The following is a 16,484-nucleotide window of genomic DNA, read 5'->3' on the forward strand; positions in this document are numbered from 1 at the left end:
ACACCCCGGTTCCGGGCCTCAACAGAAAAATGGGATTTGCGCCGACCTGCTTCAAGAGGGTGTGATCACATTTTCAGACCTACGAGCCGCTTGACTTCGGCCGGCTCCGGGGGGCAATACGGCGCGATCCCAGCGAAAGGTAAGCCCGATGTCCGATGACCGTTTGATCGTCGCCCTTGACGTGCCCGATGCGCTGTCCGCGCTGAAAATCACCGATCAGTTGGGCGATGCCGTCAGCTTTTACAAGATCGGGCTGGGGATGTTGACCGGCGGCGGGCTGGCCCTGGCGAACGAGCTGAAGCACGAACACGGCAAGCGCATCTTCCTGGACATGAAGCTTTTCGACATCGGCATCACCGTGGAAAAGGCGGTGCGCGGTTTGGCGCAGTTCGATCTGGATTTCCTGACGGTTCACGGTGATCCGCATGTGATCCGCGCCGCCAAGGAAGGCGCCGCAGGCAAAGACCTGAAGATCCTGGGCGTGACCATCCTGACCTCGCTGGACCGCGCGGACCTGGATGATGGCATGATGGTGGCAGGTGACGTGCCCGATATCGTCGTCGAACGCGCCGCGCGCGCGTTTGAGGCCGGCGCGGACGGTGTCATCGCCTCACCGAACGAGGCGGCAGCGATCCGCGCGCTGCCCAATGCGGCCGGCAGGCTGATCGTGACCCCGGGCGTGCGCCCCACAGGCGCCGACAAGGGCGACCAGAAACGCATCGCCACTCCGGCTCAGGCCGTTGCCAGCGGCGCGGATCACATTGTCGTCGGCCGTCCGATCTGGAGCGCGGATGACCCCGTGGCCGCCGCCCGTGCCGTTCTGGACGAACTGGCGTCGGTCTAACCTCTCTGCCTCACGGGGAATCACACCTGCGTTTTCCCACTGGGGGGCGTTGTGAACGATACCCATCTGAATGTCGTGCCACCAAGGCATCGTGCAGTCAGAGGGAGTTCCGGTCATGCCCGAGAACGGCTTCAAATTGGAAAATATCCACTACAACCCGGCCCGCCGCGCATTCGAGGCGGTGGCCGCGCGCATTCTGGACGGCGACGAACAACGCCTTGCGTGCAGTTTCTATGCGCCGATTTCCACAGGTCATGCAGAGGCAATCCGCGGCCTGATCCACGATGCCGACCGGCAAATCCACCATCGCCCCCGTCTGGTGATGGTGCACCGTCCCGCAGCGCAAGCGCCGGTGTTGCACCGCGCCGCCTGACCCCAGAAACCGCAGCCTGCCCCAACCCCACCCAGTGGGCTGCGGCTGGCCGGGGCGTGCCTGTCCTCACGCCTCGGCCGCTATCGGCCTGCAACTCCCAAGGTAAAAGTCCAGCATCGTCCGGAAATGCGGAATGGCCTTGGCGTCGTGCAGAAAGGCTTCGGGCGGGATCAGCATCCACCCTTGCCCCTCGTTGCCGAAACGGATGTCGTTGGCGCGCGCCGCAGGCAGATGCGCCGCAAAAAACCAGCTGAGCCAGCCAGGCCGGTGATAGGGCGATTTCCAACACAGGTCCGCCGGGCACAACAGCAATCCGATCTCCTCCTGCGTTTCGCGCAGCACGCAGGCTTCCGGGCTTTCATCGCCTTCGCGTCCGCCGCCGGGCCAGTCCAGAAAGCCCGGCCACGGGATCCCCGGTTTGTCATCGCGGCGCATGACCAGCAGGCGCGCGCCGAAAAACAGCATGACCTTCGCGCCTTGGAAAGGCTCGGTCATCTGACGGGGTGCGTTTTCTCTGCTCATCATACGCTGTAAGATAGGTGTGCTTGCCAACGGATGCGAACATGCCTGCCCTTTGTCGCGATTGTTTGACCGAATTTGACCACGGTTTGCGCTGTCCCGCCTGCCGCAGCCCAAGGATTGTCGCCCATGACGAGCTTTGGCAGTTGTCGATCGCACATATGGATTGCGACGCTTTTTACGCCAGCGTCGAAAAACGCGACGCGCCGGAACTGGCCGACAAGCCGGTCATCATCGGCGGCGGACGGCGCGGTGTGGTGTCGACCGCCTGCTACGTCGCGCGGATCCGCGGCGTGCGCTCTGCCATGCCGATGTTCCAGGCGCTGAAACTCTGCCCCGACGCGGTGGTGCTGAAGCCAAGAATGGAGGTCTATGCCGAGGTTTCCCGCCAGATCCGCGCCATGATGCAAGAGCTGACCCCGGCCGTCGAACCGCTCTCGCTGGACGAGGCATTCATGGATCTCACGGGGACCGCCCGCCTGCACGGCCACCCACCTGCCACGATGCTGGCCCGTCTGGTCAGGCGCATGAAGGATGAACTGGGTGTCACCGGCTCTATCGGCTTGTCACACAACAAATTCCTGGCCAAGGTCGCCTCCGATCTCGACAAGCCGCGCGGGTTTGCGGTGATCGGGCTGGCGGAAACCGATGCCTTCCTGCGCGACAAACCCGTGCGGATGATCTGGGGCGTGGGGCAGGCGACCCAATCCGCACTGGACGCCGCCGGGATCCGGACCTTCAACGACTTGCTGCGCTGGGATCGACGCGACCTCGCCGAAAGGTTCGGGTCAATGGGCGACAGGCTGTGGACCCTCGCCCGCGGGCAGGACAGCCGCCGGGTGTTGGCCAACGCGCCGATCAAGTCGATCTCGAACGAAACCACCTTCGACGACGACACCCATGACCCCGACGTGTTGGACGGTCACCTGTGGCGGATGTGTGAAAAGGTCGCCGACCGGGCCAAGGCGCGCGGTCTGGCAGGCCGGGTGGTGACGCTGAAACTCAAGCGCGCGGATTTCACATTGATTTCGCGCCGGCATGCCCTGCGCGATGCAACCCAGATGGCCGACCGGTTGTACCGCGAAGCGCGTGGCTTGTTCGACCAGGTCGGCAACAAGGGCCCCTACCGCTTGATCGGGGCAGGTCTGTCCGATCTTGTCCCGGCGGCCGATGCCGACCGCTCCACGGACCTGCTGGACCCGGACGCCGACCGCCGCAGCCGTGCCGAACGTGCGACTGACGCGATCCGCGCCCGGTTTGGCAAGGACGCAATAAAGAAGGGCCGGGCTTTGCGATAGCCGCTCTGCGCTTTGTGCACATCTTCTGGCGTCAAATATCCTGGGGGGTCCGGGGGGCAAAGCCCCCCCGCGGAGGGGGGGGGGGGGCCGGGCCCCCCCCCGCCCCCCCCCCCCCCCCCCCCCCCCCCCCCCCCCCCCCCCCCCCCCCGGATCGGATCGCGACAGCGATCCGAAGACCCGGCGCGCACCGGACCGACCCGAGACCTCAGCGGTCCAGCATCAGGTCATCTTCGATATCGGTGACCGAGACACCAAATGCCTCCATCCCGGCCTCAAGGTTTTCCGACAGGTGCGGGGTGCCGATCAGGTAATCTGCGGTGGGTGTCGTCGCCTCGGACAGTGCGGTCTGATATGCTTCTTGCCAGTCTTCGGCGTCGAAACTGTCGCGGCCGACCCACATGACGGTGACAAGCGCGGCCTGTTCTTCTTCGTTGAGCCGGTCGATGAACGCGCGCAACTCTGCCTCGGCACGGTCCAGTTCGCGCGACATCAACACGACCTGCGCGACTTTCCTGGGGCTAATGATTTCGAACATCGCGGTTTCTTTCCTCTGCTTCGGTCGTTTTCAAAGACGCATGCGCGCAACTGCTGTCTGGGCTTGTGCGGTCCCGATGATCTGTAGGGATCGATTCTGGACACTACGCCCGCCGACGCGGTCGGGATGGACAGTAGCGCAGCGGACGGGCCAGTGCACCTCTCATTGTGGCCCGACGCGGGCGATAAAATCTACACGCCCCGGAAACGGTTTCTGATCACAAGAAAGCTGCAGATTTCCAGAGGCTGAAAAACATGAAAAATGATGGCAATTCGCCTCTCGGTTCCGGTCTTGATGGCCTGATGCCGGATCATCGAACGACCGGGCACACCCAGTGCGGGAAGTTGTTCTCTGAACAAGTTTGTTAACATGGCCTTTCGATCAAACGCCCATTTGTGTTCGGCAAGACAACCGACTTGCGGAACTTGCCAAGCAATCCTCTGGCGCCCCCGTTTCGGGGCGAAGAGATGGGTCTGACCCTGGGTGGCGCGCTGCTGAACCATGTCTGGCACCTGCAACGCTGACGACCGGCGTCAGGAAAACAGGCGGAAATACATCCAGTCCGGCAAGAACTGGCTGCCGCGGAAGACCCAGGAAAACAGGGTCGGGAAACTTCGCTTGAACCGGTCAGACGCAATGTGCGCGATGTAGATGTCCGCTGCGTCGTCCGGGTCCATGATGAATGGCATGCTGAAATCGTTCTTCTCGGTCAGCCGCGTCCGGATGAAGCCAGGGTTCAAAAGCTGCACTTTCACCGGGGTCTTGCGGAGGTCATAGTACATCGATTCCGCCAGCGCCATGACCCCCGCCTTTGATGCGGAATAGCCAATGGCCCCGGGCAAGCCGCGAAAGCCTGACAAGCTGCCGGTCAGAACGATATGGCCGTGACCCTGTGCCAGTAGACGGGGTACCACAACCCCCATCAGCCGCATCGCACCGGTGAAATTCACATCCGCCATGGCATTGGCCTGATCCGGGTTCCAGTCGGTCGCCTTCATGGGCCAATAGACGCCGGCCATATGCACCACGCCATCAAATACGCCAATCTGCTCGGCGGCGGCGTCCAGCGCCTTGGCGTCGGTGATGTCCACCGGCATCACGGTTGAGGGGCCGGGCAGGGTTTGGGCCAGATCTTTCAGCGGGCCTTCACTCCGCGCCGACAGGATCACGTGCACCCCCAGAGCCGAAAGCTTGCGGGCCACGGCGGCCCCAAGCCCCTCGCTGGCGCCGACGATCCAGTAGCGCTTGCCGGCCCAGTCCATCAGGCGGCCTCGACCCGGCGCATGGTGGCGACCAGTTCCGCCACGGTAATGCCGAACTTTCGGAACTGGCTGCGGTTCACGATCGTGCCGTTGGGGGCAAGATACATCCAGTCGGTGGTGGACAACACATGCCCGCCCGCCTCTTCCGGCAGTCGGATGCGATAGCGCATCAGGACGCTCGGGCCGGATTGCTGACCCGTCGCCTCGCCCACCACATCGGCAGCAAGGGCGCGGATCGAGCCGTCGTTGCCCAAAGAAAGATGCCATTCGCGGTGCTGGGTATTGCCACTGTCGTATTCGAAGCGTTCCTTCATCACGCCGCGGTTGCCGTCCCAACTGGCCTCGAAATACCCGACAAATCGCGACGACACCCGGCCCGTGGGTCCATAGATCATCCCCTCGCAAAGTATCTGACCGTTCAGGTGGCGGCGCAGGTCGAACGCTTCGCCATTGGCAGTGGCATAGTCCTGCGGGCACTGCGCGCGAAACGACAGGAAACGCTGCCGAACCCAGACCAGCAGTGCCACCAGAAGTGCGCCGATCATCAAAAAGACGAACGCGGGAACGGTCATGTTGCCTCCTGCATTTCCAATGCTCTGATCCAATGCCCCTGCCGCGCCAGATAGGGCGGCGGGGGGCGGTGCCAAGCGTTTAGCGCGACACCTCTTCCACAGGCGGTTCGGGGCGGTTGCGGAAACCTGCGCCCTTGACCCACAGCTTCAGCGCTTGCCAGTGGATCAGCCCCAACACCCGACGCGATCCGAACGGACGCTGCCACAGGCTGCGTAGAATATCGCGGTTGCGCAGTGGTTTGCGCGCGCCAGTCAGCGTAGCGATCAACCCGCCGTTTTCATGGCCCAGCTCGATCCAGATACCGATCCGGTCATCGCGGATGTCGAACCGGAATTCGTACCGCCCCGCGATGGGTTGAAACGGTGAGACATGAAATACTTTCTGCGCCTGTATCCTGTCGCTGGCCGCAATGGGGGCACCGTCCGGTTTGGTGCAAAGATACGAATGCCGGTCGCCATAGGTGTTGCTCACCTCGGCGATCACCGCAGTCATCGCACCGCCGCTGTCATGCGCGAGCCAGAAGGAAACCGGGTTGAACACATGGCCCATGATGCGCGGCTGCGTCAGCAGCAGCAGCTTGCCCTCGGCCCGCACCTGGTGCGCAGCAAGAACTTCGCGCGCCCAGGCTGCGCCACGGCCTTGCTTTGGCGTTCCGCCGTGGTCGCTGTCGTGCAGGCTGGCCAGGTTTGCGCGGTTGCGGGAAAACAGACCGGGGCCCTTCACCGGGTTCTCGGCATCGAGCAGCACATAGTCCACCGAGTAGCGGAAGGCATTGCCGATCCCGCCCTTGCGCCCGTGGTAGGTGTGGCCGTGGATATGGTCGATCTGGGTCATGCCGCCGCCGCAATCCCGCTGCGGGCGCGCAATGCCTCGACCACCTCGACAGCGCTTCCCAGCCCGTCCTCGTGAAACCCGTTCTTCATCCATGCCCCGCAGAACCAGGTGTTCTGCGCGCCGTTGATCGCCTGTGCCAGTTGCTGTCCTTCCAGCGCACCAAGGTCATAGACCGGGTGACGCAGCGTGCATTCATCATAGATCAGTTCTTCGCGGATGGTGCGCGTGCTGTTCAGCGTAACGAACAGCGGGTCATCCTTCGGAATTGGTTGCAGCTTGTTCATCCAATAGGTCAGGTCGATCTGGTTCATCGGTTTCACCCGGTCCTCGGTATAGTTCCAGGATGACCAGATCTTGCGCCGGCGGGGCATGGTGTTTTCGTCGGCATGCAGCACAACGCGGTTGGGCTGATACCGGATCGGCCCCAGGGCCGCGCGCTCCTGCGGCGTGGCGTCCGCCAGCAGGCGCAGCGTGTCGTCCGAATGGGTGGCAAAGATGACTTCGTCAAAGGTTTCCCAATCGCCACCCGTGGCCCGGATTTGTACGGTTTTCGTCTGCCTTTGTACGGCTTCGATCGGGCAGCCCAGCCGAAGCGACGTGCCTTGCGCGCGCAACGCGGCCTCGACCCGCCGGACGTATTCGACGGAACCACCCTGCACCGTGTACCACTGGTGCTGGCCGGTATTGCTGAGCAGCGCGTGGTTTTCGAAGAACCGCACCAGCGCGTAGGCCGGGAAATCCAGGATCTTGTCCGTCGGCGTCGACCAGATCGCCCCCGACAACGGTTGCAGGTAATAGGTGCGGAACCATTCCCCCATGCCCAACCTGTCAAGGAAATCCCCCAGGCTTTCCGCCGGATCGGTGGCCATTTCCGGCGCGCGCTTGTTGAAGCGCAGGATATCGCGGACCATCCGAAGGAACCGCGGGTTCAGCGCGTTCTTGCGCTGGATGAACAACGTATCCAGAGACCGCAGCGCATATTCGAAATCCCCGCCACGGACCGACGCGGCAAAGCTCATGTCGGATTTTGCCACCGGCACGTCCAACCGGTTAAACAGCCGCACAAGGTGCGGATAGTTCGCATAGTTGAAAACGATAAAACCGGTGTCCACCGGCTGATCGCCCCGCTTGCCGGCGATGACCGTGCGGGCGTGGCCGCCAAGGCGCGGCTCGGCCTCGAACAAGGTGACGTGGTGATCGTCGCCCAACATCAGCGCCGCCCCCATCCCTGAAATCCCGGCGCCGATGACGGCAATCTTGCGTGGCGCGCTGGGGCGGGCTTCGAATGGCATGGGCGGCTGCTCCGACTTTTCTGTGTGTTTGAACTTGATACGGCGGCGTAGCCGGATCGGATGACTCTTTCCCGCGAAAAAGCCAGTAAAACCTCCCTTGCGACAGGAATGACGGCACGTCCGTTGCTGACAAGCGGGGCTTGGCAGCGCATAGTCTGCGCCAAAGACAGCAAGAGGGGACAGCATGTCGGACGAGATTGTCATTCTGGACGGGGCGCGCACCGCGATCGGAACCTTTGGCGGCAGCCTTGCAGGCGTGGCGCCGATCGACCTTGCCACGGTGGCGTCGAGAGCGGCGCTGGAACGGTCGGGCGTCGATCCGGCGCAGATCGGGCATGTGGTCTTTGGCCATGTCATCAATACCGAACCGCGCGACATGTACCTGAGCCGCGTGGCGGCGATGCAGGCGGGCGTGCCGGACACCACCCCGGCGATGAACGTCAACCGGTTGTGCGGGTCGGGAGCGCAGGCCATCGTGTCGGCCGTGCAAGCGCTGATGCTGGGCGATGCCCGGTTCGCGCTGGCCGGTGGCGCGGAATGCATGAGCCGCTCGCCCTATATCATCCAGTCGCAGCGCTGGGGCCAGAAGATGGGCGACATCCGCACGCTGGATATGATGCTGGGCGCGCTGAATTGCCCGTTTGGCACCGGCCACATGGGTGTGACCGCCGAGAACGTCGCGGCAGAGCATGACATCAGCCGCGACGCGCAGGATGCGTTCGCGCTGGAAAGCCAGAACCGCGCGGCGGCGGCCATTGCCGCGGGCCATTTCAAAAGCCAGATCGCCCCGGTCGAGATCAAGGTCAAACGCGATATGGTGCCGTTCGACACGGACGAACACCCCAAGGCAACCTCGCCCGAGGCGCTGGCCAAGCTGCGCACCGTGTTCCAGAAAGACGGCACCGTGACGGCTGGCAACGCCAGCGGCATCAACGACGGGGCGGGGGCCATCGTGCTGGCGACGGCGTCGGCGGCGGAAAAGGCGGGGTTGACGCCCAAGGCGCGGGTCATCGGCTATGCCCATGCCGGTGTGCGCCCCGAGGTCATGGGGATCGGCCCGGTCCCGGCCGTTCAGAACCTGCTGAACAGGACCGGCCTGACGGTGGGCGATTTCGACGTGATCGAATCGAACGAGGCCTTTGCCGCGCAGGCGCTGGCGGTGAACAAGGAACTGGACCTCGATCCGGCCAAAGTGAACCCCAACGGCGGCGCGATTGCACTGGGCCACCCTGTAGGGGCGACCGGCGCGATCATCACCATCAAGGCGCTGTACGAACTGGAACGGATCGGCGGCAAACGCGGGCTGATCACCATGTGTATCGGCGGCGGTCAGGGCATCGCCCTGGCGATCGAACGCCTGTGACAAGAACGGTCGGGGGCCATCCCTCTACCGCAACTCGACCCTGACGCGGTCCGACGCGCCGGCGCTGTCGATCACCGACAGCGTCGCGAAACCCGGACCGGTCAGCGGCAGGGTGAATTCAGGCACCCGCAAACCGGTGGCCAGAACGGCGCCATCGGCCAGCACCGTATAGGGCGGGTGCCCGTCCCTGACCCGGATCGTCAAGCCACCCGCATCCGACGACAGCAACGCGCCGTCGGGCGGGAAGGCCAGTTTGACACCTCTGGCCTGGTGGTCGTTGTCGATACGAAAGCGTTGCAGATGCGTCGGCAGTTGCGCGTTGGGCAGCAACAGCGTGTCGGCGGGCGGCGCGGGCAGCGGCACGGGTTCTGGCCGGACACGGCTGAAGACCTCGAACAACAGAGGGGCGGCGGCATCCGCGCCAAAGGCCCCGGGCACAGGGGTGCCATCGGGCCGCCCGGTCCAGACGCCCACCACGAACTGCCCGTCGAACCCTACCGCCCAGGCATCGCGGTGGCCATAGGACGTGCCGGTCTTGAAGGCGACATGCCCGCGCGGGCCGGACGCGGGCGGCGGCTGGATCCCGGCCAGAACGTGGCCTACCATCCAGGCCGCGCGGGGGGCAACGATCTGCGGGCGCGGGGCGTCGGGTGTATCGGTCCAGCGCAACGAAGTGACCCGCCCGTTCTGCGCCAGCGTGGCGTAAAGCTGCACCAGATCGTTCAGTGACAGGCCGACCCCGCCCAGCGACACCGCAAGCCCGGCCTGCCCGCCGGCCAGCTCGGGCTTGGTCCCTGCCTTGCGCAACGCCGCCATCAGGTGCGCCGGCCCCAACCGTTCAGTCAGCCGCACCACGGGAATGTTTAGCGACATCTGCAACGCCTCGGCCACGCGCACGTCTCCGCGGAACGCGCCATCGAAATTCTGCGGGGCGTAGGTGCCGAACTGCACCGGCGTGTCGGCGATCAGGGTTTCGGGATGGGCCAGGCCGCGGTCGAAGGCCAGCGCATAGACCAGCGGCTTCAGCGTCGACCCGGGCGAGCGCAGGGCGCGGGTCATGTCGACAAAGCCCTTGCGGCCTGCGGCATTGCTGTAGCCGGGCGACCCGATCGAGGCCAGCACCTCTCCGGTCGTGTGATCGGCAACGACGATGGCCAGTGACAGGTCCGGTGCGGCACGCGCCATGCGGTCCGCGGCATAGGTTTCCAGCACCCGTTGCAGCGTGGCATCGATCGTCAGGTCATGCCGCCCGCCGCCTTCGGCGACGAAGCGGTCGGACAGGTGGGGGGCCAGTTGCGGAAACGGGATGCGGGTGCGGGGCGCGGCATCGCGCAGCGCCGCCCGTGCATCGCCCGCCGCCAAGGCGGGGCCACCGGCCAGCCGCTGCAACACCCGGTCGCGGGCGCTGCGGGCAATATCGGGGTGGCGGTCGGGGCGGCGGGATTCCGGTGCCTGCGGCAGGGCCACAAGGAACGCCGCCTCGGCCGGGGTCAGGCGCGCGGGTTCCTTGCCCAGCCACGCGAGCGAGGCCGCCCGCACCCCTTCGATATTGCCACCATAGGGTGCCAGCAGCAGGTAGAGCGACAGGATCTGATCCTTGTCCAGGTGCCGTTCCAAAGCCAGCGCAAGCCGCATCTGCCGCAGCTTGCCTTGCCAGGCTCCTGTCCCGCTTTCTTCCAGCAGGCGCGCGACCTGCATCGTCAGGGTCGAGCCGCCCGATACGATCCGCCCGTGGCGCAACGCCTGCCCCGCTGCGCGCAGCAGGGCGACGGGGTCGATCCCGGCGTGGTCGAAAAACCGCTTGTCCTCGTACGCAAGCAGCATGTCGATGAATCGCGGATCGACGGCATCCGCGCTGACGGCCAGCCGCCATCGTCCGTTGTCGATCGTGTAGGCACGCAGCAGGGCACCGTTGCGGTCACGCACCTCTGCCGATGTGGCGTGCGCCAGAACCGGCAAGTCCGTCGCGTCGATCCAGGCGTCCAGCCCGTCACGCGCGACCGCGGTCAGGTACAGTGCCCCGACCGCGGCCAGCAGGGCCCAGCGTTTCATTCCGCGATCACGGTCCGGCCGGTTTCGGTCCGGGCGCGGTATTGCGGACGATACATATCCTCGACCGAGGCGGCGGGGTGGTGGAACTCCCCCGGCGACACGGCGCGCACGATATAGGCCAGCTGGAACGGTTTGTCCCCGCGCCAGTTGATGGCCGCGAGGAAGCGGTCCGTGCGGAACTCGGAATGTTCGGCCTTGCTGGGGTCAAGCCAGTCCAGCGCCCGGATATCGCCCGAGCGCAGCAGGTTCGGGTTGTCGATCTCGAACCCCGCGGGCAGGGGATCGTTGACCATCAGCCGCGCACCGGTCTTTTCCGCGGGCCGCACCGTCAGCACGACAACCATCCGGTCGCCCATCTTGACCGTGCCCTCGACCGGTTTTCCATCCATGCCGAAATAGGCGCGTTCGATGGCATAGCCATAACCGCCCGCCGGTTCCGGTGTCAGCGGCACGCCCAGCGTGGTCAGCGTGATGTCGGTTGGCACGCTGGACGAATTGGTGATCTGCATCGGTTGCAGGTTTGCACCGTCCAGCCGCTTCACGAACGGCCCGCTGACCGGCGCACCGTCGACGGTCAGCCCGCTGACCGCCGGATCGCGCACCATGGCGTGGGCCGCCAGCAATGCCCATGTCTGTTCCTGCGTCGACAGCGCGCGGCCGCGATCGCCCAGCCGCTGGGTCAGCACGTCGGTGTTGACGGCAGAGGAGCCGGCTTCGACCGCAAGGCTCAGCAGCCCGGCGGTATCACGCAGGTTGCTGCCGTAATCGGCGCGCAGCACGGGCGATTCCTGTTCGCCAAAGCTGGCGACGACCCGCCGTGCTGCCTTGGCGAACATCAGGTCGGCGCGGGTCTGGTCGCCATAGGTGGCCAGCGCCGCCCCAAGCTGTGCCTGCGCCATGACCGTGCCGAAGGCGTCGGCCTTCTGGTCGGCATAGTACCGCAGGTCGCCCATGTTGGCCTGCCCTTCGCGGGCCAGCACCATCAGCGCATAGGCGATCTCTTCGCCGCCATCTTCGAAATCGGCGGCATAGGCAACGCGGTTGCGCAGGTTGTCGAGCGCGTTGCGCATCGCCAGCTGCGGCACCTGATAGCCGTTCACGCGGGCGCGGGACAGGAAATCGGTGACGTAGGCGTCCAGCCAGAAATCCCCGGACTCCGGTCGCCACAGACCGAACGATCCGTTGGAGCTTTGCCGGGTCAGAACCTTGGTGATCGCGCGGTCGACGAACGTGTCGATCTTGTCCTGCCCGCCGATCCCCATCGCCGTGGCAACGGATGACAGGTACAGCATCGGCATCGCCTGCGACGTCACCTGTTCGGTGCAGCCATAGGGATAGCGGTTCAGCGCGGCGATCATCCCCGGCGCATCCAGCCGCCCCAGTGGCCCCGCCGACAGCAGCGCCTCGGCGCTGTCCATGCGGAAACCGGCAAAGACCTCTTGATCCATGGTGAAGGTCGCGCCGGCGGCAAGCGAGAAACGGCGGGTGACGGCGGTTTCGGGGTCGTTGACCCGCACCCCCATCACCAGCGTCTTTTCAAGCCGCTGGCCGTCCGGGGTGGTCAGCGCCACGGTCAGGCTGTGATCGCCCACATCCGTGGCCGAAACCGGAACGACCACCCGCGCCTTGCCCTTGTCGGTCAGCAGGACAGAGGCGGGCAGGTTCGCGCCAAGGGTCAGTCCGTCCGCCGTGATTTCCAGTGGCATGGTGCCGGTCGGGCCTTCGGTATGGACGATTTCCAGCAGCATCCGCGACGTGTCGCCGGGCGACAGGAACCGTGGCAGGCTGGCGGTCACGACCACCGGGTCGCGCACCAGAACGTCGGCATCGTCGCCGCCAACGGCGGTCGGCGACCACGCCACGGCCATCAGCCGCACCGTTCCGTTGAATTCCGGGATATCGAAGCGCACCTTCGCAGCGCCATTTTCAACCGCGATGGGCCCCGAGAAATAGGCCACCAGTTCTTCGGTCGGGGGCGGGCTGTCCAGGCTCATCGACGATCCGGCATCACCGCCGGACCGCACATTGCCCATCGCCCCGTCCAGCCCGTCGATCAGCCTGCCATAGACATCGCGGATGTCCACGCCCAACCGCCGCTGGCCAAAGTAATGCCCGGCGGGATCGGGGGATTTGAAGCTGGTCAGGTTCAGGATACCCACGTCGACAGCGGCAACCGTGACCCAGGCCTCTTGCCCGTCGGACACGCCCGCCACCTTGATGATGGCCTCCAGCGGGCCGCGCGGGGCGCTTTGCGCGGGGGCCTCGACCGTCACGGCCAGCTTGCGCGCGCCGGGGTCTATGGCGGCATGGGCCAGACCCAGCGCACGGGCCGGGTTCTGCCCGGCGGGTACGTCCATCGGCCGGATCACCGAGGCGGTGACATACGCGCCTGCCCCCCACTCGTCGGTGACGGCAAGGTCGATCAGGTTTTCCCCCTCGCTCACGTCCACCGCTTCCATGTGGATCACGCGGTTTGACAGCACGGTGATCAGCGCCTTGCCGGCATAGCGCGGCACCAGTCGCAGTTTCGCGGTGTCACCGATCCTGTAGCCCGGCTGGTCCAGTGACAGTTCCAACGTGTCGGGGGTCGAAGTGGTGTCGGCGGGCGCATACCAGCCCGAATAGAACTCGACCGAAGAGGCGGTGTAACTGCCGTCGCTGCGCTCCACGACCAGTTCGTAGCGACCCCAGTCCACCGGGGCCTCGATCTCGACCGGGCCATTGCCCAGCGTCGCGTTGCCACGGGCGACAGTCTTGCGGGTGGTGAAGCGTTCCCAGTTCCAGCTGCCGTAAAGCTGATACCACTGATAGCGCGTGGACACGCGGTTCAGGGTCCAGCTGACGTTCATCGGGACCGGATTTAGGTCTTCGCCAAGGCTGATAAGCGAGAAGGCCGCGTTCGTGCCTTCGGCGACGACACCGTCGAACAGCGGCTTGACCCCCACCAGCGGGCCACCGGGCGCCACCTCGCGTTCGATGCGGCGTTCGACGGGGCGGCCAGAGCCTTCGGCAATGCGCACGGTGACATTGGCCTGACGCGGGCGCAGGTCGTCGGGATCGGTGTTCAGCGGCAGGTCGATGCTGACCTTGCCCTGGTCGTCAGTGCGCAACGATCCGAACCCGTCGGTGCTGCGGGTGGTTTCCGCGTCATAGCGGCCAAAGCGGTAGCCGGGGAACGCCGCCAACCGGTCAAGGCTGCGGATCCGCACTTCGCCCTCGACCGGAAGGTCGGCGCCGGGCGCCCCGAACAGATAGCGGGCCTCGATCTCCAGCCGGGGGAAATCCAGCGGGCGCAGCAAACCCTCGGGCAGGGTCAGGTCATAGTCGATGCGTTCGGGGACGAAATCCTCGACCAGCACCCGTTGGCTGGCCAGCGCGGGCGCGTCGAGATCGGCGAACAGCTCCAGCCGCCAGGCCCCGCGCGGCACCGAAGTGGCCAGCGGCAGGGTGAAGACATGGCCGCCCGCCATTCCCCCGTTGCTGAGGTGCCGGCTGTATTCGACGCCATCGGGGCGGGTCAGGATCGCGGTGACAGGCACCTCGTCCAGCGCCCTGGTCTGGCCATCGCGCAGAAGGGCGGTGGCGTGGATCACCTCACCCGCGCGATAGGCACCGCGATCGGTGGTCAGGAAGGTGTCGATGGCAGGCGAGGGTTCGCGCCCGGCAACGCCCCGGTCCGACAAGTCGAACGCCGGATCGGTCAACGAGACAAAGGCAAGATCTTCGTCACCCTGCTGCGCCGTGACCATCGCCGGGGCGGATCCGCCGGTGCCACGCGCCAGGCCGGGGGCAAAGACCGCCACGCCCTGTGCGTCGGTGGTGGTGGTGGCCAGCACGCGGTTGGCTTGCGACAGCAGGCTGACGGTCAGCCCCGCCATCGGCTCGGCATCGGACAGGCGGCGGGCAAAGACGTGGATGCCATCGGCCCCCGAGAGGGTGGTCAGGCCGATATCGGTCAGAATGAACCACTGCGTCGCCGCAGGATCGTCATAGGGATCGGCACCGGGCACCGACGCCTTCAGCGCATAGACACCGGCGGGCAGGTCGCCAATGATGTCGCCCATCGGCAGACGCGTCAGAACATCGACGTTCAGGCGGTTTTCGACCTCGCCCGTGCCTTTCCAGATGTCCTCGGCGATGTCAGAGGCGAAATCGCGTTCCTCCCATTGCGACAGCGGTTGGCCGAAATACTGGTTCTGCACCGCGCGCAGCAGGTTGCGGTCGTCGACCCGACGCAGGGTCAGGTCGATTTCCGTCAGGTTGACCGTTTCCACCGGGATCCCGGCATCCGCGGATTTCGGCAGCACATAGGCCCGGCCCGGAAAATTGACCGAGGGCGAGCGGTCGCGGACGTAGAAGGTCAGCGGAACGTCCTTGATCAGTTCCTCGCCGCTGGCGGCGGGCAGCCCGGCGCGGAAGGTGATGGTGTGGCGTTCGCCGTGGTTCACGCCGTCAACGCAGATCCGGTCGCCTTCGGATTGCACCGCCATGCGGGAATCGGGCACGCGGACATACGGCGTATAGTCAACACCGACCTTGACCAGCGGTTCAGAAAATTCGGCGCAGATGCGCGGTGAGACGCTGTCGGACTCGACGGTGTGTTCAACAATACGGAACCCGTATTTGCCAATCGCGCTGTCCAGCAGTTCCGTCACCTCGGGACGTGGCTGGATGGTTTCGGCAAGGCGCAATGCGTCGATCATGTCGCGGCCCCGGCTCAGATTCTCCATCGCGGTCGCGGTATCCATCAGGGCGCTCACGCGAAGGTCGGCCGTGTCGGTGCGGATATAGGCGTTCAGCCCGGCCAGGAACGCGCGGCGGTAATACTTGCGCGTGTCACCCGATGTGGTGGATTTTTCCGCCGCCAGAAGTGACAGGCGGGCGTATTCCAGCCACAGATCGGCGCTGTCGGTCTGGGCCAGTGCGGCCCCGGTCCAGTGGACGGCGGTCACGATGTCGCCGGCGTTTTCTTCGTTGCGCGCGGCATCCAAAAGCGCCTCGGGTGTCCATTGCGCGCCGCCGTGGCGCACCCCCAGATACCCTGCCTCGGACCGCGCGCTGGTCAGGTCGGCGCTGCTGACGAACCGCAGGTCCTTGCTGCGTTCGGCGGCGCGGGCAACACGGGCGGGATCGTTGTCGATCACCTCTGCGGACAGGGCGCCGTCGAACGGCTGACGGTCGGTTACGCCCGACTTGGGAAAGCAGGCATTGGAATTCTTGTTGAAGGTAAAGGCTTTGCAGGCTGGGTCGTTCAGACACAGCGTTTCGCAGGCATCGCGCGTGGTGTCGAACAGCGGTTGCAGGTCCGAGCCATAGAAATCCGTGTCGCGGGTCACGATCAACCGGCGATCCGGCATCACCTCTCCGGCCAGGGCGGGCAGGGCGGTGACAAGCATGGCCAAAAAGGCCAGTACCAAACGTTGCATCCGAAATACCTCCGTTAAAATAATGCCTACACTGCCACGCGCCGCCGCGCGCTGGCAAGGATTCCCCGGCTTCTTGCTTAAGGGGTTTGTTTACCGGCGTGTCCCATCTTCGC

The 16,484-nt window shown here is 65.3% G+C and carries 13 protein-coding genes; 4 read left to right on the forward strand and 9 right to left on the reverse strand.

All coding sequences use genetic code 11. The annotated features are described in order from the left end of the window. The first annotated feature begins 148 nt into the window (after positions 1-148). Positions 149-844 (forward strand): orotidine-5'-phosphate decarboxylase, encoded by a 696-nt coding sequence (gene pyrF, locus VK792_RS00415; protein ID WP_326295193.1) that lies wholly within the window; start codon positions 149-151, stop codon positions 842-844. Between the two features lie 115 nt (positions 845-959). Continuing rightward, positions 960-1,217, forward strand: coding sequence for a hypothetical protein (locus VK792_RS00420; RefSeq protein WP_326295195.1), 258 nt, complete (start codon positions 960-962; stop codon positions 1,215-1,217). Between the two features lie 66 nt (positions 1,218-1,283). Here VK792_RS00420 and VK792_RS00425 read toward each other — a convergent pair whose 3' ends face one another. Beyond that, positions 1,284-1,739: an NUDIX hydrolase gene (locus VK792_RS00425; protein WP_326295198.1), complete on the reverse strand. Its 456-nt coding sequence runs from the start codon at positions 1,737-1,739 to the stop codon at positions 1,284-1,286. Between the two features lie 41 nt (positions 1,740-1,780). Here VK792_RS00425 and VK792_RS00430 point away from each other — a divergent pair, with 41 nt between their 5' ends. Next, on the forward strand, positions 1,781-3,034 hold the full coding sequence (locus VK792_RS00430) for a DNA polymerase IV (protein WP_326295200.1): 1,254 nt from the start codon (positions 1,781-1,783) through the stop codon (positions 3,032-3,034). 205 nt (positions 3,035-3,239) lie between these two features. Here VK792_RS00430 and VK792_RS00435 read toward each other — a convergent pair whose 3' ends face one another. From VK792_RS00435 to VK792_RS00460, 6 genes are all read right to left on the reverse strand, one after another. Further along, the gene (locus tag VK792_RS00435) at positions 3,240-3,569 is read right to left on the reverse strand and encodes a DUF3775 domain-containing protein (RefSeq protein WP_326295203.1); all 330 of its coding nucleotides are present in this window, start codon (positions 3,567-3,569) and stop codon (positions 3,240-3,242) included. A gap of 191 nt (positions 3,570-3,760) precedes the next feature. After that, entirely contained in the window at positions 3,761-4,072 is a 312-nt protein-coding gene (locus VK792_RS00440; protein ID WP_326295205.1) for a hypothetical protein, read from the reverse strand. Positions 4,073-4,102: 30 nt separating this feature from the next. Further along, a complete protein-coding gene (locus VK792_RS00445) occupies positions 4,103-4,834 on the reverse strand; it encodes an SDR family NAD(P)-dependent oxidoreductase (RefSeq protein WP_326295498.1) in 732 nt (243 codons plus the stop codon). Next, positions 4,831-5,376 (reverse strand): DUF3833 family protein, encoded by a 546-nt coding sequence (locus VK792_RS00450; protein WP_435404816.1) that lies wholly within the window; start codon positions 5,374-5,376, stop codon positions 4,831-4,833. Before VK792_RS00450 ends, VK792_RS00445 begins: the two co-directional genes overlap by 4 nt. Positions 5,377-5,482: 106 nt before the next feature. Next, the gene (locus tag VK792_RS00455) at positions 5,483-6,238 is read right to left on the reverse strand and encodes a DUF1365 domain-containing protein (protein ID WP_326295209.1); all 756 of its coding nucleotides are present in this window, start codon (positions 6,236-6,238) and stop codon (positions 5,483-5,485) included. Further along, positions 6,235-7,530: an NAD(P)/FAD-dependent oxidoreductase gene (locus VK792_RS00460; protein WP_326295211.1), complete on the reverse strand. Its 1,296-nt coding sequence runs from the start codon at positions 7,528-7,530 to the stop codon at positions 6,235-6,237. The genes VK792_RS00455 and VK792_RS00460 overlap by 4 nt, the downstream gene beginning before the upstream one ends. A gap of 184 nt (positions 7,531-7,714) precedes the next feature. Between VK792_RS00460 and VK792_RS00465 the strand changes: the two genes are divergently transcribed. After that, positions 7,715-8,893, forward strand: coding sequence for an acetyl-CoA C-acyltransferase family protein (locus VK792_RS00465; RefSeq protein ID WP_326295213.1), 1,179 nt, complete (start codon positions 7,715-7,717; stop codon positions 8,891-8,893). A 24-nt stretch (positions 8,894-8,917) separates the two neighbouring features. Here VK792_RS00465 and pbpC read toward each other — a convergent pair whose 3' ends face one another. After that, a complete protein-coding gene (pbpC, locus tag VK792_RS00470; protein WP_326295216.1) occupies positions 8,918-10,945 on the reverse strand; it encodes a penicillin-binding protein 1C in 2,028 nt (675 codons plus the stop codon). Next, complete coding sequence (locus VK792_RS00475) at positions 10,942-16,371, reverse strand: alpha-2-macroglobulin family protein (protein ID WP_326295219.1); 5,430 nt, start codon at positions 16,369-16,371, stop codon at positions 10,942-10,944. The genes pbpC and VK792_RS00475 overlap by 4 nt, the downstream gene beginning before the upstream one ends. Positions 16,372-16,484: the final 113 nt, after the last annotated feature.

Source organism: Mesobacterium hydrothermale, from assembly GCF_035818635.1.
Classification (GTDB): domain Bacteria; phylum Pseudomonadota; class Alphaproteobacteria; order Rhodobacterales; family Rhodobacteraceae; genus Mesobacterium_A; species Mesobacterium_A hydrothermale.